We start from the raw sequence: 25,732 nt of genomic DNA, 5'->3' as shown, positions 1-25,732 counted from the left end.
AACTCCCCGACCGCGCACGCGCTACGGGAGCGTCACGACGCGCGTTGGTGGGGCCGAAACGGTGTGCTTGAGCGAGGTAATGAGCTCATCGATAACCGTTGGGTCTTCGATTGTCGCGGGAACCGTGTAGGGCTCACCGTCGACAATCTGGCGAATGGTCTTGCGCAGAATCTTGCCCGAGCGGGTTTTCGGCAGTCGTTCAACGACCGTAACGTCTCGAAATGATGCGACGGGGCCAATGTGCTCGCGAACGAGCGCGATGAGTTCGGTCGCGAGCTGCTGATCATCGATGCTGACGCCGTGCTTGACGGTAACGAAGCCCGCTGCGCGCTGGCCCTTGAGCTCATCACTCACACCGATAACGGCGCACTCGGCCACGGCGCTGTGCTGCGTGAGCACCTCTTCGAGCGAGCCGGTCGAGAGGCGGTGGCCAGCAACATTGATGACGTCGTCGGTGCGGCCCATGACAAACAGGTAGCCGTCTTCGTCGTAGTATCCGGCGTCACCGGTCGAGTAGTAGCCCTTGAACGCCGAGAGATACGAGTCGATGAAGCGCTGGCGACTGCCCCAGATCTCAAGGAGTGCCCCCGGAGCGAGCGGCAACCGAATGCCGATGTTGCCCTCAACGTTGGGCTCGGTGATGCGTTTACCGTTCGAGTCGAGAATATGCACGTCGAAGCCGGGCATGGGTACCGTCGTTGAGCCGGCCTTTGCCGGCAACTCTTCAATACCGAGTGGGTTGGCGCAAATCATCCAACCCGTTTCGGTCTGCCACCAGTGATCGACAACCGGCACGCGCAGTCCATCGTTGACCCAGTGCCAGGTCTCAGGATCCATGCGCTCGCCAGCGAGGTAGATCGCCTCGAGCTTCGACATGTCATAACGCTTCAGGTACTCAAGCTCTGGGTCTTCGCGGCGAATCGCGCGCAGTGCGGTCGGCGCGGTTGAGAGCAGCTTCGCCCCGTGCTCTGAGAGCACTCTCCAGAAAGCACCGGGGTCGGGGGTTCCGACGGGCTTGCCCTCGTACAGAATCGTCGTGCCACCCGCGATGAGTGGCCCGTACACGATAAACGAGTGGCCTACGACCCAGCCCACGTCAGAGGCGGTGAACATCGTGTCGCCAGGACCAAAGTTGTAAATGTTCTGCATGGCCCACTGCAGCCCCACCGTGTAGCCACCGCTGTCGCGCACAACGCCCTTCGGGCTCCCGGTCGTGCCCGAGGTGTAGAGAATGTAGAGCGGATCTTCTGCGCGCATGCTCACCGGAGCAGCCGGGCTACTCTTTGCTTCAAGCTCTTCCCAGTCGTGCCACGACGCGCTACTACCCTCGTTGTACTCGGCAGCCGTGCCAGGCACAGCATCTCGCTGACGCACGATGACCGACTCGACCGAGCAGTCGTCGCCAACAAGTTCGATCGCCCGCGATACGAGTGGCAAGTACTCGACGACGCGGCCCGGCTCGAGCCCGCCGGCTGTCGTCACGATGACCTTCGGCTTTGCATCAGCAATGCGCACGGCAAGTTCGTTCGCGGCAAACCCGCCAAAAACCACCGAGTGGATCGCTCCGATGCGCGCACAGGCCAGCATCGCGATGACCGCCTGCGGCACCATCGGCAGGTAGATGAGCACGCGATCACCCTTCGAAACGCCCTGGTCGCGAAGCACTCCCGCAAAGAGCGCAACGGCATCGCGAAGTTCGCGGTACGTGAAGGTGAGTTTCGTTCCCGTCATCGCTGAGTCGTAAATGAGGGCCGCGTTATCGCCCCGCCCCGCATCAACGTGGCGATCGAGCGCGTTCTCTGAGACGTTCAGCTCGCCGCCGGGAAACCAACGCCACTCGTACTCGCCGCGCTCATCGAGGGCACGCGTCGGTTCAGTTTTCCACTGGACCTGAGTGGCAACGTCAAGCCAGAAACCCTCGGGGTCCTCCTGGCTACGCTGCCACACGGGCCGGTAGGCAGCGCCGGGGGTTGCTGTGGCGGTGTGCGAGGGTGCTGATGCGATTGACACTGGTTTCTCCTTTGAAATGAGTGAATTCAAGCCTGCCCAAAGAGCATTTGTCTGATAGTAATGACGCGGGTAAGTTGGGAGTACCCTCGAAAGTAGGTAGTCCAATGAAGAACAACCTCGACGCCAAGGCGCTCGAAACGTTGCTGGTGCAGGCGGTGAAAGATTTTGCAGCGGCAACGCAGTTTCCCATCGTGTTTGGTGGGTACCAGATCGGCGGTATCGCAACGGTTTCAGCGGTTGAGGGCAACCGCACCTCAAACCTCGATGGCCTTCGTGTCGCTGCAGAGCGCGGGCTCGGGGGTCGCGCTCTCGTCGAAGCGAGACCTCGTTTCACCACGAATTACGAGCAGTCGATGCACATCACACACGACTATGACGTGCCCATTCTTTCTGAGGGCATCAGAGCCCTCATTGCGGTTCCCGTCGTCGTTGATGGCGAGGTTAGAGCAGTGTTGTATGGCGGCGCGCGCCAGAGCAACAGCCCGGGAGCGTCGCAGCCCGGCACCTCGTTTCTGCAGACCACGAGTACCATCGCCCAGCGTTTTTCGCGTGAGCTCAGCATTCACGACGAGGTTCAGCGCAGGCTGAAAGCACAGCTGCTCGATCAACCAACCGTTCCCGGCCCGCTGCTCGAAGGGCTCAGGCAGCATCACGCCGAGCTACGACGCCTCGCGACCGATGTGCGCGACCGCGCCCTGCGCCAGCGCCTCCACGATCTCGAGCAATCATTGACGAACCTCGGGGTCACCGCGGCGCCTGACTCGATGCCGGCTCCTGCGGGACTCACGGTTCAGCTTTCACCGCGCGAGATCGATGTGCTCACGCAGGTCGCACTCGGTTACTCGAACCTCACGGTCGGCAATGTGCTCGGCCTCACCGAGAGCACGATCAAGAGCTATTTGAAGAGTGCAATGGCAAAGCTCGACGCTTCGAGCCGGCACGAGGCAGTGGCCCAGGCGAGGCAACTCGGCGTCATCGTGTGACGCACAGGCGATTCACGCAACACTCACGCGGCCGCGTCGGGCAGCCGCTCATCGGCAAAACGTTTCGTCGCGGCGCGCATCGCCCGGTCTACGTCGATTCCTTGTTCGTTCGCTTCGTGCACGAGCCGCATCATCGCATCACCGATCGCCCGCTCGTCGCGCACGGGCTCGGCTACGGCTTCGAGCAACTCAGCGCGACGTAGTCTCTCGACGACCTTCGCCGCGCGAGCGAGGCTCGCCATGCCTGCCGGAACCCCCTCGAGCGGGTGGCGGGAGCCGCGCTCCGCCCCCTGAGCAGCCTCCTTCAGGTGCTCCCACTCAGCATTGAGCTCGGCTTCGGTCATGTAACCGGCATCGCCAAACACGTGCGGGTGCCGCGCAATGAGCTTGTCGGCGAGCGCCCCAGCAATCTCGTCAAACGAGTACCCTTCGCCATCGCGTTCAGCGAGAGAAGCGTGAAAAAGAACCTGGTACAGCACATCTCCAAGCTCTTCAGCGACGTGCTGCGCGCTTCCCCGTTCGATGGCGTCTACGGTTTCGTAGGCCTCTTCGACGAGGTACTTGGTGAGGCTCTCGTGGGTCTGAACCTGATGCCAGGCGCAGCCTTCAGCAGAGAGCATCGTTTGCACGACGGCTTTGGCCCGTTCGACCCCGCCAAGCCGCGATTCGGGAGCGGTGTTGTCGTTCACACTCGAATCGTACCGCGTGAAGCACGAAGTGCACTGAAGGCTTCAATATTCGAAAGTCTATACTTTTGTGGGGGAAGTTCCTGTAGCGTTGTCACGGTGCTCGACCGATGTCGGGCGCACACCATGTACGCGTACGCAAGGAATATCGACACCCATGAAAAGGATGCCACGCTTCGCTGCCGTTACCGCGGCAGCAGCCATGATGCTCACCCTCTCGGCCTGCGCAGGCGGCCAGAGCACAGCACAGGCGTGCACCATTCTTGAGAAGTCTCCCATCACCACCGGTGACGGCTTCGACAAGAGCCTCGAAGATGCTGTGCAGAACGGAGGCACCATCAATGAAGCCTTCGCACCGATCAGCGATGAGCTCAAGCAGCTCACGAAAGACATCACCAACGACGAACTCGCGCCGACCGTGAAAGAAGCGAACGACGCGCTTACCTCACTGCTCAAGACCGCTGGCGACATGAACTTCCCAGCAATGGCCGACATGGACATGACCGACCCCGAGGCAATGGCTGAGCTCGAAGAGATTCAGGCAAACTTCGAGAAGCTCGAGGCCGAGGTTACCCCCGCGAGCGAGAAGCTCAACACTGCTTTCACCAAGATCAACGAGGTTTGCTCGAAGTAGTGTGAACACGAGACTGGCTCACCAGTCACCGTGTCAGGCCCTCGGTGTGGCCGTCGCAAGACGGCTCATCACCGGGGGCTTTCCTTATGCCGCCTGCGGGTCACGCCACATTGTCGCGAGCGTAAGACCAGAGGGCAACGCGATGGTTCCGTGTGGCTCAAAGCCCAGGGCGAGATACCGAGCATCATTCGCGGGGTTTGACGACTCGAGATACGTCGGCTCGCCGAGCGCATCAAAGTGCGCGAGATTCTCGGCGAGTAAGCGCATACCGATGCCTTCGCCCCTTCGCGAGGGGTGAACCCCGAGCAAGCTCAAGTAGTTGTGTGGTTCAGTGGGGTGCGCCGCTTCGAAGCGCTCACCGATCTCAAGCAAGGTTTCGTATCCGGTCTCGCCGAGGAGCGAAGTAGCGAAGTGTTCGAACCCGGCCGATTCGTCGGCAGAGAGTTCATCGCCTCCCTGCGGCAGCCAGACACTCACCGCCGCCGAACCATCGATCGCGTAGGTCATCTCGTAGCGCTCTGCCGCTGAGCGCACGAACAGCCCCCAGTAGGTCGTCGAAAGAGCGAGGTCGTCTGGGTCTGGCACGAGCAGCGGAGCCCAGGTCGGATCACCCGAGAACGCGAGCGCGATCGTTTCGACCGCGGCATCCAATGCGTCCCGCTCTCGCCCAACACGCTGAGCAATGCTCTGAGAAACCATGAGTTCCCTTCCCTCTTGTTGACCACGCTAGCCTGGCCAGGCTCTCTCGGCTAGGCTTCGGCGGGATCCGCCTCGAAAAGATGACGAATCACGTCGCTCGCCCACGTGAGAATATCGTCACCCTCGGTGCTGCCTCGCTTCGCCACGGGGCTCGACGAGGGGCGCGGCAACGGAACCTGCAGCACCCCGGTCTCCTTCGAGTACTGCGCCCCGGGATACATGCGGGCCATGCGCATGCGGCGCGAGTCGAGCATGTCAACGCGTTCGATGCGCAGCTGCCCAGCGGCGGCGATAACCTTCGTCATGCCGAGCAACTGGGCGCGGCGACGCAGCGCTGATACCTGTGCAAGTTTCTCGACGGGCTCGGGTGGGGTGCCGTAGCGGTCGGTGAGCTCTTCGAGCACGAGTCCCATGTGTTCCTCTGGCGCCTGTGGGTGCGCCGCGGCTGCGAACTTCTGGTACGCCTCGAGGCGCAGCCGGTCGCTCTCGACGTAACTCTCGGGAATGCGCGCGTCAACCGGTAGCTCAAGAATGAGCTCGCGGTCTTGCTGCACCTCTTCGCCCTTGAACGTGTTCACGGCCTCGCCGATCATACGCAGGTAGAGGTCGAACCCGACGCCCGCGATGTGGCCCGACTGCTCGCCGCCGAGCAGGTTGCCGGCACCGCGTAACTCGAGATCTTTGAGCGCAACCTGCATGCCGGAGCCCAGTTCGTTGTTCTTGGCGATCGTCTCGAGACGCTCGTACGCGGTCTCGGTGAGCGGTTTTTCGGGGTCGTACAAGAAATATGCGTAGGCACGTTCACGGCTTCGTCCCACGCGCCCGCGCAACTGGTGCAACTGGCTAAGCCCGTATTTGTCGGCCTGGTCAATGATGATCGTGTTGGCGTTAGCGATATCGAGTCCCGTCTCGATGATCGTCGTCGAGACAAGCACGTCGTACTTGCGCTCCCAAAAGTCGATAACGACCTGCTCAAGCTGTGACTCAGAGAGCTTGCCGTGCGCGACCGCGATGCGCGCATCGGGCACGAGTTCCTGCAGGCGCGCTGCGACGCGGCCAATCGATGAGACACGGTTGTGCACGAAGAAAATCTGGCCCTCGCGCAGCATTTCGCGGCGGATCGCGGCAGCAATCTGCTGGTCACTTCTCGGCCCGACGAACGTCAAAATTGGGTGCCGTTCTTCGGGCGCGGTCGCGAGCGTCGACATCTCACGAATACCCGTCACCGCCATCTCGAGGGTTCGTGGAATCGGGGTCGCGCTCATCGCGAGAATATCGACGCCGTGTTTGAGCTTCTTGAGGGTGTCTTTGTGCTCGACACCGAAGCGCTGCTCCTCATCGATAATGAGAAGCCCAAGATCGTGGTACTTAACCTTCTCAGAGAGCAAGCGGTGAGTGCCCACGACGACGTCAATGGTGCCCGCAGCAAGGCCCTCAAGGGTTTCTCTGGCCTCTTTGTCGGTCTGGAACCGAGAGAGGGCGCGCAGCTGAATCGGGAACCCCGCGAAACGGTCCTGGAACGTCTCGAAATGCTGCTTGACGAGCAGTGTTGTGGGCACGAGCACCGCAACCTGCTTGTTGTCTTGCACGGCTTTGAATGCCGCGCGCACCGCGATCTCGGTCTTGCCGAAGCCCACGTCGCCAGAGATGAGGCGATCCATGGGAATCGGCTTCTCCATGTCGCGCTTGACGTCATCGATAGCGGTGAGCTGGTCGACGGTTTCGACAAACGGGAAGGCCTCTTCGAGTTCGAGTTGCCAGGGGGTGTCGTTTTGGAAGGGGTGCCCCTTCGCCTGCATGCGCGCCGAGTAGAGCTTCACGAGCTCAACGGCGATGTCGCGCACCGCCTTGCGAGCCTTCGTCTTGGCGGTTGACCAGTCGCTGCCGCCCATCTTCGAGAGCGTCGGCTCTTCGCCACCGACGTAGCGCGAGAGCTGGTCGAGCTGATCGGTTGGCACGAAGAGCTTGTCTTTGGGCATGCCGCGCTTCGTTGACGCGTACTCAATCACGAGGTACTCGCGCTGGGCCTTGCCCGCGCCCTTGCCGACACCGGTGGGCACCATACGCTGGGTGAGCTCGACGAAACGGCCGATGCCGTGAGTCTCGTGCACCACGTAGTCGCCCTTGACGAGTTTGAGCGGATCAACGACGTTCTTGCTCCGGCGGCCCGCAAGCTTCGCGGGCGCCCCCGCGCGGTCAGCGAGCGAGCGCCCGAAGAGCTCACCCTCGTTGAGCACGACAAGCTTTGCCTCTGCCGACTCGAAACCGCTCCAGTTCACGCCAGTCACGACGTACACGAGCGCCTCGCTAGGCCTCGCGGGAACCTCGGCGAGGCTCTCGCGCTGCTCGACAGCGAGTCCCTGCTCGAGCAGCAACTCGGCCGCGCGTTGTTGGAGCCCCGGCCCCTGCACCGTGATGACGGCACGCCAGCCAGAGGCTAAGCGCGTGCGCAGATGCCCAGCAAAGAACTCGGTCGCGAGTTCGCCCGGCGCTGGTTCTGGAAGCACCTGGGCCGCGACAACGATGTCTTCGCCAAAGTCGTCTTCTTCGGTCGCAAACGACGAGATGGTCCACCACGGTCGCCCAGCAGAGGCCTTGCGCACCTCTGGCAGCGAGATAAGCCCGCTCTCAGCGAGCTGAATGGGCGCTTCTCCCCCGGCAGCCGTGACGCTCCACGAAGCCTCGAGAAACTCTCGGTTCGTCTCGGCGAGACTAATCGCGCGCGAGGTAACTTTCTCGGGAGCGATGACCGTGACCGATCCGCCCTCTGGCAGCAACGCCGTGAGCGGCTGCATCCCGGGCGCGAGCTGCGGCATGAGACTCTCCATGCCCTCGACCGGAATACCCTGGCTAATCTTCTCGAGCATTGCCGAGTATTCGGGCAGTTCGGTGAGCAGCTCAGCGGCACGCGACCGAACCTCGTCGGTGAGCAACAACTCACGCGCAGCGGTGATCTCGATCTCTTGCACCGGCTCGCCGACCGAGCGCTGATCAGAGATCGCGAAGTGACGCATGTCGTCAACCTCATCACCGAAAAAGTCAATGCGCACGGCGTGGTCGAGCGAGGGCACGAAGATATCGACGATGCCGCCCCTCACGGCGAACTCACCGCGCCTCGTCACCATGTCGACGCGCGTGTAGGCCATCTGCACGAGCCGCTCGAGGATCTCGTCGAGCGTGTGATCTTCGCGCCCGAGTGTGAGCTTCAGCACGTCTGCCATGGCAGCGTGTGGCGAAACCGGCTGCAGCACGGCCCGCGCCGACGCCACAACGATGAGGGGCGAGCCCGAACCGTCGTGCTCGCGAATGCGGCGTAGCGCGCGCGAGCGTTTACCGACCGTCTCGGTTGAGGGGCTCAGCCGCTCGTGCGGAAGAGTCTCCCACGCGCTGAACTCGGTCGTGAGAGCCTCAGGCATGAGGCTTGCGAGCTCAGCACGCACGCGGTCGGCCTCGCGACTCGTCGCGGTAATGACGAGGTGTGCGCCGTGATCGTTCTCGCCACGAAGCCTGCGCACGAGTCCAGCGATGAGCGGGGCGCGAACACCCTCACGGCACGAGAAGTCAACGTCTTCGCGCCCATACTCGAGCGCCCTCGCAAACGACGAAGATTCGGCGAGTAAAAGATCGAGACCGTTCAGGCTCACGCTTTGCCCTTTCCATGAATTTCTTGTTGGGCCTGTAAGAGGCCGGCATCGACAATGCGCTCAACGGCATCGGCCGCGAGTTCGAGCGTCACGCCAAGATCGTCACGCTCACCAGCAGCAAAGGGCGAGAGCACGAAATCAGCAGGGTCTTGCCTGCCGGGTGGGCGACCCACACCGATGCGAACACGAATAAAGTCCGGGGTGCCGAGCGCCTTGGCAATGTCGCGCAGGCCATTGTGGCCACCGTGACCGCCGCCGCTCTTGAGCTTCAGCGTGTGGGCCTCGATATCGAGCTCGTCGTGCAAGACGATGATGCGCTCAGGCGCGATGCCATAGAACTTCGCGAGCGACGAGACCGGGCCGCCCGAGAGGTTCATGAAGCTGTTGGGCTTGGCAAGAATGTATTTCGGGCCCCCGGGCATAACCCTGCCCTCGAGCACCCGCGCTCCCGCCTTGTGAGCCGAGTACGATCCGCCAATTCTGCCGGCGAGCACGTCAAGCGCCATCTGGCCCACGTTATGCCTGGTTGACTCGTACTTTGCCCCGGGGTTACCGAGCCCTACAACCAGCCACGCGTCGACCGCCACAGTTCCTCTTCTCTTTCGCCAAAACACTCCCTAACGATACCGTGTCTCGCTCAGAGTCACGGGCAACGAAAAAGCTCCCGGGCTTACACCCGGGAGCTTTTCGGAAAGGCTTGCGTTACTCTGCTGCCTCAGCAGGTGCCTCTTCGGCAGCAGCCTCAGGCTCTTCGCTCACGCGTGCCTCAACGATGTTGACCACGAGGGCCTCAGCATCGTCAACAGCGCTTGCGCCAGCGGGAAGCTTGATGTCCTGTACGAGGAAGCGGGTGCCTGCCTCGAGGCCCTCAACGTCAATCTCAATAACCTCAGGAATCGAGGTTGCAGGAACGTTGAGTGCGAGGGTGTTGAGCTCGAGCAGCATGGTCGCGCCATTGAAGGGCTCGCCAACAACCGTCACAGGAACCTCAACCTCAACGGTCTCGCCCTTCTTAATGATGAGCAGGTCGACGTGCTCGACGTAATGGCGCACTGCCTCTTTCTGAACGTCCTTCACGAGAACGAGCTGCTTCTTGCCGTCGATGTCGAGCTCGATCACCGAGTTTGCGTAGCGCACGATGAGCGAAAGCGCGTGAGCGTCGACCGAGATGTGCAGGGGCTCTGCACCGTGGCCGTAGACAACCGCTGGGGTCTGGCCGAGTGCGCGGAGCTTACGAGCCGCGCCCTTACCGAAGTTCTCGCGGGGAGTTGCAACAAGCTTGAAAACGTCTGCTGACATGAGTTTCTCTCTTTCCGGGGTGTGACCCCTTGATGTAACGGCTCACACGAATTTGCCCAGAAGAGCGATCCCGCGTCGATAACGGATGCTGGTGCATCCCTCGCCGAAGTACATGAGCATCTTACATGATTTCGGGCATGGCATGCTGAAAACCTAGTTGCGATGCAACGCCTTCGAGAGTTCGGTCATGACGCCCGTCACCTGCGCAACCTCGGCACTCGTGAGCCCCTCGAGTGAGCTCTTCACCATGTCTACCCCGGCCTGCACGAGAAGCCCAAACGAGTGCTGCCCCTGCTCGGTGAGCCCCACCGCGAGCGCCCGACGATCGGCTTCGACGCGGTGCCGCTCAATGAGACCCGCCGCGTGCAGCCGCGTGAGCACCTTGCTCATGGTCGGCCTCGTCATTTGCAGCATGTCGGCGAGAGCACTCGGCTGCAGATACTCGTCAGACATCCCGATCATGTACAGCGCCCGAACGTCTCCCTCGGGAATCTCGACCCCCACAGCACGGGCAATGCGCCCCTGCACCGGAACCGAGTTCCAACTCGCCACCAGCTCGATCGTTGCTTGCAGAACCGACTGGGCCTCGCGGGTTGCCTTACGCGTGATCATGCCACCACCATTGCAGATACCGTTTCTCTCAGCAACCACCATCTGGGCTGAGCATACAAAATGGCGCCCACTCTCGAGCGGGCGCCATCTCATGGGAAGTCAAGGCTGGCTAGGCAGCACCCTCGAACATGCTCGTCACCGAACCGTCTTCGAAGACCTCATTGATCGCACGTGCGAGCAGCGGGGCAATCGAGAGCACCGTCAGCTTCTCGAACTGCTTCTCTGGCGGCACCGGCAACGTGTCAGTCACCACGACCTCGTCGATAAAGTCGGCGTTCAAGATCTCGGTCGCCTTACCTGAGAAGATCGCGTGCGTTGCCGCGATCGTTACGCCGAGCGCACCATTGTTCTTGAGCGCCTCGGCAGCCTTCGCGATTGTGCCACCCGTATCGATCATGTCATCAACCATGACGCACCAGCGGCCCTCAACGTTGCCAACGATGTCGTGAACCGACACCTTGTGGGCCACGTTCGGGTCGCGACGCTTGTGAATGATCGCGAGCGGCGCGCCGAGCTTGTCGCTCCACACGTCAGCCACACGGGCACGCCCGGTGTCGGGCGAGACCACCGTGATGTTTTCACGACTGAGCTTCTTCTGGAAGTAGTCGAGCAGCACGGGCATCGCAAAGAGGTGATCGACGGGGCCATCAAAGAAGCCCTGAATCTGCGAGGCGTGAAGGTCAACCGACATGATGCGGTCAGCGCCGGCCGTTTTGAAGAGATCGGCGATGAGACGGGCCGAGATCGGCTCGCGACCGCGGCCCTTCTTGTCCTGGCGTGAGTACGGGTAGAAGGGCGCAACAACGGTAATGCGCTTCGCAGAGGCCCGCTTGAGCGCATCGACCATGATGAGCTGCTCCATGAGCCACTCGTTAATGGGGTGGGTGTGTGACTGCATTACAAACGCATCAGCTCCACGCACGCTCTCACCGAAGCGCGCATAGATTTCACCGTTTGCAAAGGTGCGCGCATCGGTTTCAACGAGCTCTGCACCGAGTTCTGCCGCAACATTTTGCGCAAGCTCCGGGTACGCACGACCCGAAATGAGTACCAGTTTCTTTTCACCGGCGAGCTTGATGGCGGTCATGATTCCTGTGTTTCTCCTGCCCTTTCAGCCGCTTTGGCTGAACTCGACCCTGGGCGCTTGTCGGCGACCCAGCCCTCAATGTGTCGCTGCGGCAGAACTCCCATAGAGAGAGACCCGGCCGGAACGTCTTTGCGCACCACGGTACCAGCCGCAGTGTAAGACCCGTCGTGCACCGTCACGGGAGCGACGAGCACGTTCTTCGAACCAATGCGCACGCCGTCGCCCACGACGGTTTCGTGCTTCTTCACGCCGTCGTAGTTCGCGACGATCGTGCCTGCCCCGATGTTCGAGTCGGTACCGACCGTGACATCGCCCACGTAGCTCAGGTGGGGCACCTTCGAGGCGTCGCCAATCTTGGCGTTCTTCGCCTCGACAAACGCGCCGATCTTCGACGACTCGCCAAGCTCGGTGCCCGGACGAATGTACGAGAAAGGCCCCACGCTCGCCCCCTCACCGATCACGGCGAGGTGAACCTCTGAACGGCGAACGTGCGCACCCTCGCGCACCTCCGTGTCAACAAGAGTCGTGTCTGGCCCAACGATCGCGTTCGAAGCGATCGAGGTGGCGCCGTGCAGATACGTGCCTGGAAGAATAAGCGTGTCGGCTCCGATGGAGACCCCGGCTTCGATCCACGTCGTTGATGGGTCTTGAATCGTGACCCCAGCCTGCTGATGCTTGCGCACGATACGGCGGTTGAGCTCACGGCCCACGTCGGCGAGCTGCGCCCGATCATTGACGCCAGCGATGAGCCAGGTATCGGTCGTCGCAACCGCATCAACGGCTCCGCCCGACGCAAGAATGCGAGCCGCGGCATCGGTGAGGTACTTCTCGCCCTGCGCGTTATTCGTATCGATCGTCGCGAGCGTGTCTTGCAACGTGCGACGGTGGAAAACGTAGATGCCACCGTTAACCTCGGTGATGCGACGCTCTTCATCGGTCGCGTCTTTCTCTTCGACAATGCCGAGCATGCGCTGGTCGTCGCTGCGAAGAATGCGGCCAAGACCCGTCGGGTCGTCGAACAGCGCCGAGAGCAGCGTCATCTTGCGACCCTCAGCCAGGTGGCCGTCGATGAGCATTTGCAACGTATCGTGGTCGATAAGTGGAGCGTCACCAGAGAGCACAACCACTGAACCGTCAAAATCGTCGGGCAATGCCTGCAGGGCCTGCTCAACCGCACGCCCGGTGCCGGGCACCTCATCCTGGTCGACGATGATCGTGTCGGGAGCGTGCTCGGCGATCGCCTGGGCAACTCGCTCGCGCTCATGCCGCACTACCGCGAGCACGTGCTCGGCGCCAAGGCTGCCGGCAACATCAAGAACATGCTGAATAAGCGAGCGGCCAGCGATGGGGTGCAAGACTTTGGGCAGTGACGACTTCATGCGGGTTCCCTGACCCGCAGCCAGGATAACAACGGCAAGACCGTCTGAAGGCCGCTGTGACATGCGTTCCCTTTCAGGTGACTTCACACCAAGAGCTCCCGGTGCCGCTCCGCCCCTAGGATTCGAACCTAGACCTAACAGCTCCAAAGGCTGTCGTGCTGCCATTACACCAAGGCGGATCATGCCAAAATTCGGCACCACACTATTCTGCCAGATTTCAGCCCGCACGACGAACTGAGAGGAAAACTTGCGATAATAGGTTCATGAAGAGAGAAGATATCGTCGACCAGATCGTGGCCGAGTGGAGCAGCGAGCGCCCAGATCTCGACCTCGACCCCCTCGGCGTCTTCTCGCGCATCACGCGAATTTCGAAGCGTTTGGCAAAGGCACGCTCGAACGCGTTTGAGCGCTCAGAGCTGAACGCCTGGGAGTTCGATGTGCTCTCGGTGCTGCGCCGCTCGGGTGAGCCCTACCGCAAAAGCCCCAAGGTGCTCGTGCGCGAAACGATGGTTTCGAGCGGCACCATGACGAACCGCATCGACGGTATGGTCAAGCGTGGCCTCGTGAACCGCCTTCCCGACCCCGGTGACGGGCGCGGCGTGCTCGTCGAGATCACCGCGCACGGCCTCACGCTCGTCGACGCGGCCATCACGCGCCTCACCGACGCCGAGGAGCAGTTGCTCGCGGGGCTCTCGCGGGCAGAGCGCGACCGACTGACCCAGTTACTGCGCAAACTCTCGCTCGACCTCGAAGCGACCGAGTAGCGCACCGCTTTTCCCAGCGGGCCGCCCACCAAGCGGCTACGATTGTGAGCGATATGGCACACCTACTCGGCGGCGAACGCCTACACCTACGCTACCCAACCCGCACCGTCTTCGAGGGCATCACCGTCGGGGTACACGAGGGCGACCGCATCGGCATCGTCGGCCGTAACGGCGACGGCAAGTCGAGCCTGCTCGGCATGCTCGCGGGGCTCGTCGAGCCGAACGAGGGCAAGGTCACCATGCGAGGCGGCGTCACGATCGGGGTGCTCAGCCAGCAAGACACGCTCGACCCCGGCGCAACGGTCGCAGAGTCAGTTGTGGGCGATCGACCCGAGTACGAGTGGGCTGGCGAGACCCGCACCCGCGAAATCATCGCGGGCTTGCTCGGCGATCTCGACTGGAGCGCGAACGTCGAGTCGTTGTCTGGCGGCCAGCGCCGCCGTGTTTCACTCGCAAAACTCCTCACGGGCGACTGGGACATTCTCATGCTCGACGAGCCCACGAACCACCTCGATGTCGAGGCCATCGCTTGGCTTGCCGAGCACCTGAAACGCCGCTGGCCCGCAGGCCAGGGTGCGCTACTCACCGTCACGCACGACCGCTGGTTTCTCGACGAGGTATGCACCGCCACGTGGGAGGTGCACGATGGCATCGTCGAGCCCTTCGAGGGTGGCTACGCGGCCTACATTCTGCAGCGCGTCGAGCGCGACCGCCAGGCGGCCACGATCGAGCAGAAACGCCAAAACCTCGCACGCAAAGAGCTCGCCTGGCTGCGCCGCGGAGCCCCGGCCCGCACCGCAAAGCCGAAGTTTCGCATCGAGGCCGCAAACGAACTCATCGCCGATGTTCCCGAGGTGCGCGACGCCACGGCCCTCAAGTCGCTCGCGGTCGCGAGGCTCGGCAAAGACGTCGTCGACCTCGTCGACGTCGGTGTTTCGTTCGACGATCGCGAGGTCTTGCGCGACGTCGAGTGGCGCCTCGCTCCGGGCGAGCGCACGGGCATTCTGGGCGTCAACGGCTCGGGCAAGTCAACCCTGCTGAGTCTCATCACGGGCACCCTCGAGCCCACGAGCGGCACCGTCAAACGCGGCAAGACCGTCGAGGTACGTACCCTCACGCAGCGCATCGATGAACTCGAAGAGCACCTCGATGAGCCCGTGCGCACCGTCGTCGGGCGCCTGCGCCAGAGCTACACGGTTGGCAGCGGATCGAAGGCCCAAGACCTCTCGCCCAGCCAACTGCTTGAGCAACTCGGCTTCCGTTCAGAGCAGCTCTCGACTCGCGTCAAGGATCTCTCGGGCGGCCAACAGCGCCGCCTGCAGCTCCTGCTCGTCTTGCTTGACCAGCCGAACGTGCTCATTCTCGATGAGCCCACAAACGACATGGATACCGACATGCTCTCGGCCATGGAAGACCTGCTCGACACCTGGCCCGGCACGCTCATCGTCGTCTCTCACGACCGCTATTTCTTGGAGCGCGTCACCGACCAGCAGTACGCCCTCATCGGCCAGCGCCTGCGCCACCTGCCGGGCGGCGTCGACGAGTACCTCTCGCTGCGCGCGGCCGAGGCAAAAGGCCAGGCAACGGCCCCCGCCTCCGCTGGTGCTGCGGCGAGCGCTGGCGGCACGGGTTCGGCACGCGGCTCCGGGGCTGCCGGCGGTTCAGGCTCGGCTGGCGCTTCGGCCTCGTCTAGCGGCCCTGGCTCTGCTGGCGGATCGGGCTCAGGGACCGGGTCACCTTTACTGTCAGGAGCCGAGCGCCGAACGCTCGAAAAAGAGCTCCAGTCGATCGAGCGCAAGATGCAGCGGCTCTCGGCAGATGCCGACGCGAAGCGCACCGCCCTCGCCGAGCTCGACCAGTCAGACTTTGAGCGCCTCGGTGCCGAGATGGCCACCATCACCGACATTGAGACCGAGGCCGCAACGCTCGAGGAGCGCTGGCTCGAGCTTTCGGAGCAACTCGAGGCGTAGCACCGCTGCGGGCGCTGCGCTGGCGGCTCTAGCCTCTGGATTATGCGCCATACGCGTCTGGCCACTGCGCTCAGCGGGTCAGGTGGCTGCGCCGACGCGTTTACTTGACGAAAAGCAGGGTGTTTTGCGCTCAACACCCTAACTTTGCGTCAAGTAGACGCAAAAAACACGAACATCCGGCAGGAAACTCCGCAGGCAACCGCGGAGACAGACAGGCAGGGCCAGACCGGCAGGGCCGCAACCCCGCAGAACCGCGGGGCCGCAGGCAGGCACGCGGTTAGTCGGCCGGTTGCGGCTGGCCGCCCTCGCCCTCCCAGGTGTTGAGGCGCTTGAGCGTCGTGCGCGTGAACTTGCGGCGCACACCGTAGCCGGCTTCTTCGTCTTCGGGAATGAAGAGCGCGCCGTACTTCTCGAGCGACTCGACGAGACGCGCTTTCTGGGCTTCTTCGAGGTCGGCCTTGCCGCGCTCGAAGTTGCGAACTTCGTCTCTGGTCAGGCCCGCGCCCTCGGCGATGGTCTTCGGTGACACCTTCGTGAACGCGCGGGCAGCGCGGGCAAGATCTGGGGTGAGAATAACTGCATCGTCCATACCCCCATTCTTACGCCAGAGCACCCCGAAGTCAAAGAACTTCGGGGTGCTCTGGGGCGCGGTTAGATTACCGGCTCAGCGGGATCGGGGCGACCACGCTGCTAAGCCCGGCGATCCGCTATACGGCCAGCGAAGCCTGCTCTGGTGACAGGTCGTCGTTGTCGATGTCGGTCGCGAGGTAGCGTTCGAGGCTGTCGTCGAGTTCCTTCATCCACGGGGTGTGGTGGTTCGCTGCGACGGTTCCGGTCATGACCGAGCGGTAGCAGCGGTCGCGGTAGCCCATGATGTCTTCGCGCTTGTCGTTCATCCAGCTCACGAAGATCTTGTTGACCTCGTCGAGATCGAACATCGGGTAGTCGGTCTGTTCGTTGAGGTCGCGCACGTAGTCGCTCTGGAAGTAGACCTCGTCTTCTGCGGTCTCGAGCGCGTCGAAGCGTTCAGCCCACTCGGCGATCGATGCGGCGCGTTCGTCGGCCGAGGGCATCGGGGCGTCGCCGAGAATGAGGTCGCGCACGTACCAGGCCTGCGCGTCGAACATGTTGAACGTGAACCACTGGTCCTGCGCGCCAACATAGAAGAGACCGGGGTTATCCTGCCACACGACGCCACGGTACAGCCCCTCGGGGTACACGGTGTTCGGGCCTGAGAGCGCGAGCTCCTTCGGCAGGAACGGGTACTTGTGCACGTAGCCGGTGCAGAAGATGACGGCGTCGAACTCACGCGAGGTGCCGTCGATGAAGTGCACGGTCTTGCCCTCGAAGCGCTCGATGCCGGGGCGCTCCTCGAAGCCCTCCGGCCAGTCGTAGCCCATGGGCGCGGTGCGGTAGCTCGCGGTTACCGAGCGTGCACCCATCTTGTAGGCCTGGCTGCCGATGTCTTCGGCCGAGTAGCTCGACCCCACGACAAGCACGTCGCGACCGACGAGCGACTCTGCCCCGCGAAAATCGTGGGCGTGCGTGATGCTGCCGGGAAAGGTGTCGATCCCCTCGAAATCTGGGGTGTTCGGGAACGAGAAGTGCCCGCTCGCTACGATCACGTGGTCGAAGACCTCGCGCGTCGTCGCTCCGGTAGGCAGGTGCTCGCTCGCAACCGTGAAGGTGTTGTCGGCCTCGTTGAAGTCGACCCAGCGCACGACGGTCTCGAAACGCACGAGCTTGCGCACCTTCGACTGCTCCATGCGACCAGCGATGTAGTCCCAGAGCACCGGGCGGGGTGGGTACGACGAGATCGCGCGACCGAAGTGCTCGTCAAAGGTGTAGTCGGCGAACTCGAGGGCCTCCTTGGGGCCGTTCGACCAGAGGTTGCGGTACATACTTGAGTGCACGGGCTCGCCGTGCTCGTCGAGGCCGGTGCGCCACGTGTAGTTCCACTGTCCGCCCCAGTCAGCCTGCTTTTCGAAACATACAATATCAACCGCACCCTTGCCGTTACGCGCTGCAGATTCGAATGCCCGCATCTGGGCCATGCCGCTCGGGCCGGCTCCGATAATTGCTACCTTCTTCTTGTTAGATTCCACGTATCATCCTTAGTCATTCGTATCACTCGGTATCGGTTGCCCGCGATCGTGCCTCGCCCAAATATGGTGGATCAACCACGCACAGGGCGTGAGCAACATCTGTGTCTACCAGGAGACCAAAAGCCTCAACCAGTTTTCACAGGCAACTTCTTTAGCATAGCACTTCGGCAGAAAATAGGCTTTTTTGGGGTTCTCAGGTGCGATTTTTCGAGCGTTCGCAAGCCCAAAAACATTCCCTGGTAACCCCCTGCTAAACACCGTAGACTCGCCTCAACCAAACCGAAGGAGTCGTTGGTGTTCACTGAGTGGCGTGCCCTGCGTCAGGGCGAGTCGACGTCTCAGCGCCGTCGCGAGATTGAGCACGCCTACGAGCGCTTTCTCAGTGGCGACGCCTGGGTCGAACGCACCCCCGCCAGGCCCCGCCGAGGGGTGCTCACTCCGATGCGAGAAATCATTCTTCACTCGTGGCAGCGCTCACTCGATCACCTCGTCGATCCCGAGGCGCAACCGAGCAGCCCAGACCTCACGGCAGACGAGCTCGCGGCGTTGCGCGAGGTGCATCCGCTCGCAACGGCTTTGCCGATGCTTGAGCGAATTCTCTTTCGCGAGGCCGAAGATTCGGGATTTATTGTCGCGGTCGGCGATGCCCAGGGCAGATTGCTGTGGATCGACGGCGATCGACGCCTCCGCGCTCTCGCCGAAGACATGGGTTTTGCCGAGGGAACCGACTGGTCTGAACGGGCCGTTGGCACGAGCGCCCCAGGTAGCGCACTCGCCCTCGACCACCCGCTACAGCTCTTCGGCGCCGAGCACTTCAGCCGTGCGGTGCACCAGTGGAGCTGCGCGGCGACACCGGTGCACGATCCCGAGACCGGCGCGATTCTTGGCGTGATCGATATTACGGGCCGTGAGACGGTTGCCGAGCCGCACGTACTGCCGTTCGTCGAGGCGACGAGGGCTGCCGTCGAGGCCGAGCTGAGTCTCGAGGCGATGCGTCGCAGGGTCGAGGCAGAGAGCCTGAAGACCGCGCGCAGGCGCAAGCCCGAGCGCGCGGCCAGGCGTTCACCGCAGCTCATGGTGCTCGGCAGAGAGCCAGCGCTGCTCACCGTCGGGGCAGAAACCCTTGAGCTCGGCCGTCGTCACGCTGAAATCCTGGTGGCGCTCGCCGGTGCGCCGCAGGGGCTCACCTCGGGCGCCCTCACCGATGCGGTGTATGGCGAGACGGGTAGCGCCGAGACGCTCCGGGCAGAGCTCGCGAGACTACGCAAACTCCTCTCAGCACACCGCGTACCCATCGAGGTGCGCGCGAAACCGTACCGGCTCTCGCAGACCATCTCGGTCGATGCGCATGACACCCTGGCGGCGTTGGGCCGGGGCGCGCACCGACTCGCACTCTCGGGCTACGGCGGCGAGGCGCTGCCCGGTTCTGAGGCGCCGTGTGTCGAGGCGCTTCGTCACGACCTCGAGATGACGCTCAGGCAGTCCATGCTGCAGTCAGCTTCACCCGAGCTGCTCTTCGAGTATGCCCAGCAGTGGGCCGAAGACGATGCTGAGGTGTGGCAAACACTGCTGCAAATTCTGCCTCCGCTCAGCCCAAAACGGGCCCGGGTCGTGGCAAAGCTCGACGCTCTCTAGGCGGCTCCTGGCGCCCGTGCTACGAAGATGCAACGGTGCCGGTCGTAGTCTCTCGATACCGCAGCCCCACCTCGCTGCGGGGCACGAAATGACAACGTCGTCAAAGGAGAGCATCATGACCCTGTACGCTTCACCAGGCCAGCCCGGCTCGCTCGTCACCTTCAAGAGCCGCTACGAACACTACATCGGTGGTGAGTGGATCGCACCCGTCAAGGGCAACTATTTCGAGAACGTGACCCCCGTCACCGGCCAGGCATTTTGCGAGATCGCCCGTGGCACGGCCGAAGATATTGAGGCTGCGCTCGACGCGGCCCACGCGGCGGCTCCTGCCTGGGGCAAAACGAGCCCAGCCGAGCGCGCGGTGATCCTCAACAAGATCGCCGATCGCATGGAAGAGAACCTCGAGATGCTCGCCGTGGCCGAGACGTGGGACAACGGCAAGGCTGTGCGCGAGACGCTCAATGCCGACCTGCCGCTCGCGATCGACCATTTTCGCTACTTCGCTGGCGCTATTCGCGCGCAGGAGGGCGGCAACTCGCAGATCGACGACAACACCGTCGCTTACCACTTTCACGAGCCGCTGGGCGTCGTGGGCCAGATTATTCCGTGGAACTTCCCGATTCTCATGGCCGTGTGGAAGCTCGCTCCGGCCCTCGCGGCCGGCAACGCCATCGTGCTGAAACCCGCAGAGCAGACCCCCGCTTCGATCCTCGTCCTGTTCGAGCTCATCGGTGACCTGCTGCCGGCAGGCGTCGTGAACATCGTGAACGGTTTCGGCGCCGAGGCGGGCAAGCCACTCGCGTCGAACCCGCGCATCCGCAAGATCGCCTTCACCGGCGAGACCACGACGGGCCGCCTCATCATGCAGTACGCGTCAGAGAACATCATTCCCGTGACCCTCGAGCTCGGTGGCAAGAGCCCAAACATCTTCTTCGAAGACGTCATGGCGAACGACGACGCCTACTGGGACAAGGCCCAAGAGGGGTTCACGATGTTCGCCCTCAACCAGGGCGAGGTGTGCACCTGCCCGTCACGCGCGCTCGTGCAGGCGTCGATTGCCGACGACTTCTGGGGCGCGGCGGTAGCCCGAACCGAGCTCATCAAACGCGGTCACCCCCTCGATACCGACACGATGGTCGGCGCCCAGGCGTCAAACGACCAGTTCGAGAAGATCAAGTCGTACCTCGACATCGGCCGGCAAGAGGGCGCCGACGTACTCACGGGCGGCGGCGTTGAAGATCTCGGGGGCGAGCTCGCGGGCGGCTTCTACATTCAGCCGACCATCTTCAGGGGCGACAACTCGATGCGCATCTTCCAGGAAGAGATCTTCGGGCCCGTCGTCTCGACCACCTCGTTCACCGACTACGACGACGCCATTCGCATCGCCAACGACACCCTCTACGGCCTTGGGGCCGGCGTATGGAGCCGCAACGGCAACACCGCCTACCGTGCTGGGCGCGACATTCAGGCCGGCCGCGTCTGGGTCAACAACTACCACGCCTACCCCGCCCACGCAGCGTTCGGTGGCTACAAGTCGAGCGGCATCGGGCGCGAGAATCACCTCATGATGCTCGATCACTACCAGCAGACGAAGAACCTGCTCGTGAGCTACACCGAAAACGCGCAGGGCTTCTTCTAGACCCCAGGCCACACAAAACGCAACACCACAACACCCAGCAACCGGGCCGCAACGCAGCGGCCCTAGAAAGGATCACCCATCATGACCACCAACACCATGCGCGCGGCCCAGGTGCCCGCGTTCGGCAAACCACTCGACGTTGGCGAACAGAACGTCCCCACACCAGGCCCCGGCCAAGCGCTCGTGCGCGTGCTCACAACGGGCGTGTGCCACACCGACCTGCACGCGGTCGAGGGTGACTGGCCGGTGAAGCCGAGCCCACCCTTCATTCCCGGCCACGAGGGCGTCGGCCTTGTCGAGGCCATTGGCGAGGGTGTCACGAACATCGCGGTCGGCGACCTCGTCGGCAACGCCTGGCTCTGGTCGGCCTGCGGCCACTGCGATTTCTGTCGCACGGGCTGGGAGACACTCTGCGAGCAGCAACAAAACGGCGGCTACTCGGTCGACGGTTCGTTCGCCGAGTACATGCTCGTCGACGCAACCTATGCCGCGGTCGTGCCCGCTGGCTCTGACCCCGTCGAGGTCGCCCCGGTGCTCTGCGCCGGCGTTACCGTGTACAAGGGACTCAAGATGACCGGCGTGCTGCCGGGCCAGTGGGTCGTTATTTCAGGCATCGGTGGCCTCGGTCACATCGCCGTGCAGTACGCGGTCGCGATGGGCATGCGCGTTGCCGCGGTCGATATTGCCGACGACAAGCTCGCGCTCGCGAAGAAGCACGGCGCCGAGGTGACCGTGAACGCGCTCTCAGAAGACCCCGTCGAGGCGATTCAACGCGAGACGGGCGGAACCCACGGCGTGCTCGTGACCGCCGTGCACCCGTCGGCGTTTGGGCAGGCGATCGGTATGACCCGCCGCGGCGGAACGATCGTGTTCAACGGTCTGCCACCCGGCGACTTCCCCGCCCCGATCTTCGACATCGTGCTCAAGGGCCTCACGATTCGAGGCTCGATCGTCGGCACCCGTCAAGACATGATTGAGGCGCTCGACTTCTACGCGCGCGGCCTCATTCACCCGACCGTCTCAGAGCGACCGCTCGACGACGTGAACGACGTGTTCGACGAGATGCGCGCCGGCAAGATCGACGGCCGCGTCGTGCTGCGGCTCGCGCAGTCCTAACAGCTGAAGGGGTGCGGATCAGCGCACGCAGCGTCGATCCGCACCCCTCTTCCGCGGCGAAGGAGAAGACATCATGACGAACGAAGGCCAGGCCGGGCTCGTCGAAGCGCGGCCTGAGGTCGAGGGCGAGACCGAGAGCCGGCTCTCGTTTACCGAAGGCGCGATCGAACTCATCGAGCAGCTCTGGTCACTACATGGGCCGCTCATGTTTCACCAGTCAGGCGGTTGCTGCGATGGCAGCGCGCCGATGTGTTACCAGGAGGGCGAGTTCAAGGTCGGCGGCCAAGACATTCTGCTTGGCACGCTCGTGCTTAGTCCCGACCCATCAGGCAAAGCCCGCGAGATCGGGTTTTGGATGTCACGGGAACAGTTTCAGCTCTGGGCCCACACCCATCTCACGATCGACGCGGTCGTGGGTCGTGGCAGCGGTTTCTCGCTTGAGGCACCAGAGGGCAAGCGTTTTCTTATCAGGTCTCGGCTGCTCTAGTTGAGACTTCGGCCGGCGCGTGGGTGCTACTGGCAGCAGGAGCCGCCGCAGCATCCGCCCGCCGCGCTCTCGGAGGCATCGCTTCCCTGGCCCAACAGGTTCTCGGCCCCCTCGGGTACGACCTCCTGCGGCTCTTGCTGCTGCCCGAAGACCGGTTCGCCCGTCACCGGGTCAACAAGGATGGTCTCAACGAGGTATCCAGAAAGGTTCATGGCGGGCTCCTTCAGGGTCAGTGACTCTAGCGTATCGCCTGAGGCACACGTAGCGCACGCTCAACCACTCGAGCTCCCCCGACAGGGCCCTGAGCCATGATCGACTCGATGTCCTGCGAGCTGTAGAGCGAGTGCAGGTGCTCCGCCGCACTGCGGTCTTCAGCGAGAAGCGCCACCGCCGAGGTCGTCGCGAGCGTGATACCCGCAAGCGCCCCATCGGCTTCGCCCATCTCCAGGTGCAGAAGTGCGTCAGACGAAAGCTTCAGCGAGGCCATCTGCAAATCGTTCTGCATGACTTCGGCAAGCTGTCGTGTACCGCCAGAGCGCACCGCGTGCAACACCGCCGTGTCAACCGTCGGGTGCTCGGTTCCCTGCCCCAGCTCGCTTCGGTGCTTATCACGGTGCTTCGTGAGCGCTGTCACGACCTCGTCTTCACGTAACCGGTCACGGCTCGGCACAATGACCCAGTGGTACGTGCCGATACTGAGTGCCTGCGTGAACTCGTCGCCGTGTCCCGTGCCCACCGCGGTGCCGCCCCCAAGGGCAAAAGCGACGTCGGCGCCGAGATCGAGCCCGATCTTCTTGAGGGTGTAGCGATCATAGCCAAGACGCCAGAGTTCGTTGCAGGCTACGAGTGCGGCAGCCGCGTCAGCCGATCCGCCGCTCATGCCAGACCCGCGCGGGATCTGCTTGTCGATCTCGAGGTGCACAGCCCCCGAATAGTTGCTCACGCGAGCCAGCAGTTTTGCGGCGCGCATGGCTAAGTTACGCTCGCCGCCGGGAATCTCATGGTGAGTGCCAAGCATCGTCAAGCTGAAGGTGTCACTCGGGTAAGCAAACACCGTGTCAAACAGTGAGACAGCCTGGTACAGCGTCGCGATGACATGTGAACCATCGGGTCGCTCTTCGCCAACCCGAAAGCAAACGTTCACCTTGCCAGGCGCACGCGCTACCACTCTGTCGCTACGTCGCGGACCGATCATATATACAAGGTACCGCGACAAGGTGTCGAATTCCTAAACGAGCACCCGGGTAATTCGCAGGTAATCACTGATCGAGAGCGATTCTGCACGAGCTTGCGGATCAAGTCCAGCCCGTTGCACGAGTTCACTCACACTCTCGGTGGTTGAGCCAGGGATCGCCGCCTGCAGCGACTGCCGAATCATTTTGCGCCTGCCCGCAAAAGCTGCATTCACGAGCGCAAAGGTGGTCGCGCGCTCAGCCTCGGTTCCAATCGGCTCTGCGTGCTTCGCGAAGCCAACGAGCACCGAATCGACACCGGGAATCGGCCAAAAAATCTTGCGGCTCACGGTTCCCGCGATACTCCAGTCGCCGTACCAGGCGGCCTTAGCCGAGGGCGAGCCGTACTCTTTCGAGCCTGGGCCCGCGGCGATCCGGTACCCTACCTCGGCCTGCACCATGACGAGACCGCTCTGCAACTCGGGAATGAGCTCGAGCAAGTGCATGAGAATGGGCACCGAGACGTTGTACGGCAGGTTTGCGACGAGCACCGTCGGAGCCGGCTGCCCCTCGAGGTGTGAGCGATCAAGGTCGAGGGCGTCGCTGAGCACCACCCGCAGCTTGGCGTTCGGCTGCATCTGCGCCTGGGTTTGCGGCAGCTGGGCGGCGAGCCTCGGGTCAATCTCAATCGCGGTAACCGAGGCCCCCACCTCGGTCAGGCCCAGCGTGAGCGAGCCGAGCCCAGGGCCGATCTCGATGACCTCATCGTGTTCGGTAACGCCAGCGAGCCGCACGATCTTGCGCACCGTGTTGGGGTCGTGAACGAAGTTTTGCCCGAGCTTCTTCGTCGGGGTCACATCGAGCCGCGCTGCGAGCTCGCGCACCTCGGCGGGGCCGAGCAGCGTGGCAACGGCGTCGCTATGCTCCTGGCTCATCGTTCTCCCATTCGCCATACACGTTCTCGGTGTTTTGCGCGAGGCGCACGCACAGCGCTTCGAGGTCAGTCTCGAGCACCTCGGCCATACGGCGCACGGTGTTCGGCATGAGGTACGGCGCGTTCGGGCGACCACGGTGCGGCTCTGGGGTGAGAAACGGTGCGTCGGTTTCGACGAGCATGCGTGATGCCGGCGTGACCGTGAGCGCCTCGCGAAGCGCCGGCGCGTTCTTGAACGTCACGGTGCCTGCAAACGAGAGGTACCAACCATTTTCGGCACAGAGTTTCGCGAATTCGGCGTCGCCAGAGAAGCAGTGGAACACGGTGCGCTCGGGCGCTCCGACACGGAGGAGCGTCTGCACGACGGCCTCGTGGGCATCGCGATCGTGAATTTGCAGCGCGAGGCCATGACTCTTGGCAATGTCAATATGCGCTTCGAACGATTCGATCTGTGCGTCACGACCTTCTTCGCCCGTGCGAAAGAAGTCGAGCCCGGTCTCGCCGATCGCGCGAACGCGCGGCTGGGCCGCAAGACGTGCGATCTCTGAGAGGTGCTCACTCAGAAGCCCGGCCTCTGCGAGGCGCGGAGCCTCGTTCGGGTGCAGCGCAACCGCGGCAAGCACGCGTTCGTCTTGCGCGGCAAACGCAGCACCCCAGCGGCTGGTTTCAAGGTCGGTGCCGACCTGCACGACTCCGCGCACCCCGACGGCCTCGGCTTTTGCGAGCGAGGTCTCGGGGTCGAGCACCTCGGTCCCGTCTTCAAACTCGAGGTGGGTGTGGTTGTCGTAGAGCGGAATGGGAAGCGGCTCGGGCTGCTCAGGCCAAGAAAGGTCTCGGCCGTCGCGCCCCGTGCGTTTTCTGATCATATTCATGAAGG

23 protein-coding genes and 1 tRNA gene are annotated in these 25,732 nt (G+C 63.0%); 8 read left to right on the top strand and 16 right to left on the bottom strand.

The window, feature by feature from the left end; genetic code table 11:
• Window positions 1-21 precede the first annotated feature (21 nt).
• Window positions 22-2,010 carry an AMP-binding protein gene (locus KTJ78_RS07825; RefSeq protein ID WP_369808033.1) on the bottom strand — a complete coding sequence of 663 codons (1,989 nt, stop codon included), beginning with the start codon at window positions 2,008-2,010 and terminating at the stop codon, window positions 22-24.
• A 104-nt stretch (window positions 2,011-2,114) separates the two neighbouring features.
• Here KTJ78_RS07825 and KTJ78_RS07820 point away from each other — a divergent pair, with 104 nt between their 5' ends.
• Complete coding sequence (locus KTJ78_RS07820) at window positions 2,115-2,993, top strand: LuxR C-terminal-related transcriptional regulator (protein WP_217134293.1); 879 nt, start codon at window positions 2,115-2,117, stop codon at window positions 2,991-2,993.
• Between the two features lie 23 nt (window positions 2,994-3,016).
• On the opposite strand, the gene KTJ78_RS07815 is transcribed toward KTJ78_RS07820, so the two are convergent.
• Complete coding sequence (locus KTJ78_RS07815; RefSeq protein WP_369808032.1) at window positions 3,017-3,682, bottom strand: MazG nucleotide pyrophosphohydrolase domain-containing protein; 666 nt, start codon at window positions 3,680-3,682, stop codon at window positions 3,017-3,019.
• A gap of 154 nt (window positions 3,683-3,836) precedes the next feature.
• Here KTJ78_RS07815 and KTJ78_RS07810 point away from each other — a divergent pair, with 154 nt between their 5' ends.
• Complete coding sequence (locus tag KTJ78_RS07810) at window positions 3,837-4,313, top strand: hypothetical protein (protein ID WP_217134291.1); 477 nt, start codon at window positions 3,837-3,839, stop codon at window positions 4,311-4,313.
• An 84-nt stretch (window positions 4,314-4,397) separates the two neighbouring features.
• Here the strand turns inward: KTJ78_RS07810 and KTJ78_RS07805 are convergent, their stop codons facing one another.
• The 8 genes from KTJ78_RS07805 to KTJ78_RS07770 form a co-directional block, all read right to left on the bottom strand.
• Window positions 4,398-5,012 (bottom strand): GNAT family N-acetyltransferase, encoded by a 615-nt coding sequence (locus KTJ78_RS07805; RefSeq protein ID WP_217134289.1) that lies wholly within the window; start codon window positions 5,010-5,012, stop codon window positions 4,398-4,400.
• Between the two features lie 50 nt (window positions 5,013-5,062).
• Window positions 5,063-8,656 (bottom strand): transcription-repair coupling factor, encoded by a 3,594-nt coding sequence (gene mfd, locus KTJ78_RS07800; RefSeq protein WP_217134287.1) that lies wholly within the window; start codon window positions 8,654-8,656, stop codon window positions 5,063-5,065.
• The gene (gene pth / locus KTJ78_RS07795; RefSeq protein ID WP_217134285.1) at window positions 8,653-9,243 is read right to left on the bottom strand and encodes an aminoacyl-tRNA hydrolase; all 591 of its coding nucleotides are present in this window, start codon (window positions 9,241-9,243) and stop codon (window positions 8,653-8,655) included. The genes mfd and pth overlap by 4 nt, the downstream gene beginning before the upstream one ends.
• A 115-nt stretch (window positions 9,244-9,358) precedes the next feature.
• Window positions 9,359-9,955: a 50S ribosomal protein L25/general stress protein Ctc gene (locus KTJ78_RS07790; RefSeq protein ID WP_217134282.1), complete on the bottom strand. Its 597-nt coding sequence runs from the start codon at window positions 9,953-9,955 to the stop codon at window positions 9,359-9,361.
• 153 nt (window positions 9,956-10,108) lie between these two features.
• Window positions 10,109-10,567 carry a MarR family winged helix-turn-helix transcriptional regulator gene (locus tag KTJ78_RS07785; RefSeq protein ID WP_217134280.1) on the bottom strand — a complete coding sequence of 153 codons (459 nt, stop codon included), beginning with the start codon at window positions 10,565-10,567 and terminating at the stop codon, window positions 10,109-10,111.
• A 109-nt stretch (window positions 10,568-10,676) separates the two neighbouring features.
• On the bottom strand, window positions 10,677-11,654 hold the full coding sequence (locus KTJ78_RS07780; RefSeq protein ID WP_217134266.1) for a ribose-phosphate diphosphokinase: 978 nt from the start codon (window positions 11,652-11,654) through the stop codon (window positions 10,677-10,679).
• Window positions 11,651-13,096 carry a bifunctional UDP-N-acetylglucosamine diphosphorylase/glucosamine-1-phosphate N-acetyltransferase GlmU gene (gene glmU / locus KTJ78_RS07775; RefSeq protein WP_217134258.1) on the bottom strand — a complete coding sequence of 482 codons (1,446 nt, stop codon included), beginning with the start codon at window positions 13,094-13,096 and terminating at the stop codon, window positions 11,651-11,653. The genes KTJ78_RS07780 and glmU overlap by 4 nt, the downstream gene beginning before the upstream one ends.
• 44 nt (window positions 13,097-13,140) lie before the next feature.
• Window positions 13,141-13,212, bottom strand: a tRNA-Gln gene (locus tag KTJ78_RS07770).
• 84 nt (window positions 13,213-13,296) lie between these two features.
• On the opposite strand from KTJ78_RS07770, the gene KTJ78_RS07765 reads away from it, so the two are divergent.
• Both KTJ78_RS07765 and KTJ78_RS07760 read left to right on the top strand, forming a co-directional pair.
• Window positions 13,297-13,797, top strand: coding sequence for a MarR family winged helix-turn-helix transcriptional regulator (locus KTJ78_RS07765; RefSeq protein WP_217134256.1), 501 nt, complete (start codon window positions 13,297-13,299; stop codon window positions 13,795-13,797).
• 53 nt (window positions 13,798-13,850) lie between these two features.
• On the top strand, window positions 13,851-15,767 hold the full coding sequence (locus tag KTJ78_RS07760) for an ABC-F family ATP-binding cassette domain-containing protein (RefSeq protein ID WP_217134254.1): 1,917 nt from the start codon (window positions 13,851-13,853) through the stop codon (window positions 15,765-15,767).
• Window positions 15,768-16,044: 277 nt separating this feature from the next.
• Here the strand turns inward: KTJ78_RS07760 and KTJ78_RS07755 are convergent, their stop codons facing one another.
• On the bottom strand, window positions 16,045-16,356 hold the full coding sequence (locus KTJ78_RS07755) for an XRE family transcriptional regulator (RefSeq protein ID WP_217134253.1): 312 nt from the start codon (window positions 16,354-16,356) through the stop codon (window positions 16,045-16,047).
• A gap of 118 nt (window positions 16,357-16,474) precedes the next feature.
• Window positions 16,475-17,872 (bottom strand): trimethylamine monooxygenase, encoded by a 1,398-nt coding sequence (locus KTJ78_RS07750; RefSeq protein WP_369808031.1) that lies wholly within the window; start codon window positions 17,870-17,872, stop codon window positions 16,475-16,477.
• A 294-nt stretch (window positions 17,873-18,166) separates the two neighbouring features.
• Between KTJ78_RS07750 and KTJ78_RS07745 the strand changes: the two genes are divergently transcribed.
• From KTJ78_RS07745 to KTJ78_RS07730, 4 genes are all read left to right on the top strand, one after another.
• Window positions 18,167-19,507: a sigma-54-dependent transcriptional regulator family protein gene (locus KTJ78_RS07745; RefSeq protein ID WP_217134250.1), complete on the top strand. Its 1,341-nt coding sequence runs from the start codon at window positions 18,167-18,169 to the stop codon at window positions 19,505-19,507.
• A gap of 115 nt (window positions 19,508-19,622) precedes the next feature.
• A complete protein-coding gene (gene adh, locus KTJ78_RS07740) occupies window positions 19,623-21,146 on the top strand; it encodes an aldehyde dehydrogenase (protein ID WP_217134248.1) in 1,524 nt (507 codons plus the stop codon).
• Window positions 21,147-21,242: 96 nt separating this feature from the next.
• A complete protein-coding gene (adhP, locus tag KTJ78_RS07735; protein WP_217134835.1) occupies window positions 21,243-22,262 on the top strand; it encodes an alcohol dehydrogenase AdhP in 1,020 nt (339 codons plus the stop codon).
• A gap of 73 nt (window positions 22,263-22,335) precedes the next feature.
• The gene (locus KTJ78_RS07730; RefSeq protein ID WP_217134246.1) at window positions 22,336-22,749 is read left to right on the top strand and encodes a DUF779 domain-containing protein; all 414 of its coding nucleotides are present in this window, start codon (window positions 22,336-22,338) and stop codon (window positions 22,747-22,749) included.
• A 26-nt stretch (window positions 22,750-22,775) separates the two neighbouring features.
• On the opposite strand, the gene KTJ78_RS07725 is transcribed toward KTJ78_RS07730, so the two are convergent.
• From KTJ78_RS07725 to KTJ78_RS07710, 4 genes are read right to left on the bottom strand one after another with little or no spacing between them, the layout of a single operon-like run.
• Window positions 22,776-22,961 (bottom strand): hypothetical protein, encoded by a 186-nt coding sequence (locus tag KTJ78_RS07725; protein WP_217134243.1) that lies wholly within the window; start codon window positions 22,959-22,961, stop codon window positions 22,776-22,778.
• Window positions 22,962-22,987: 26 nt separating this feature from the next.
• Complete coding sequence (locus tag KTJ78_RS07720; RefSeq protein WP_217134241.1) at window positions 22,988-23,944, bottom strand: GHMP family kinase ATP-binding protein; 957 nt, start codon at window positions 23,942-23,944, stop codon at window positions 22,988-22,990.
• A 33-nt stretch (window positions 23,945-23,977) separates the two neighbouring features.
• Complete coding sequence (gene rsmA / locus KTJ78_RS07715; protein ID WP_217134239.1) at window positions 23,978-24,856, bottom strand: 16S rRNA (adenine(1518)-N(6)/adenine(1519)-N(6))-dimethyltransferase RsmA; 879 nt, start codon at window positions 24,854-24,856, stop codon at window positions 23,978-23,980.
• Window positions 24,840-25,727: a TatD family hydrolase gene (locus tag KTJ78_RS07710; RefSeq protein WP_217134237.1), complete on the bottom strand. Its 888-nt coding sequence runs from the start codon at window positions 25,725-25,727 to the stop codon at window positions 24,840-24,842. The genes rsmA and KTJ78_RS07710 overlap by 17 nt, the downstream gene beginning before the upstream one ends.
• Window positions 25,728-25,732: the final 5 nt, after the last annotated feature.

Source organism: Leucobacter chinensis (genome assembly GCF_019049105.1).
In the GTDB taxonomy this organism is placed as follows: Bacteria; Actinomycetota; Actinomycetes; order Actinomycetales; family Microbacteriaceae; genus Leucobacter_A; species Leucobacter_A chinensis.
Note: the sequence above shows the minus strand (reverse complement) of the source record. Positions and strands in the feature narration are given on the sequence as shown.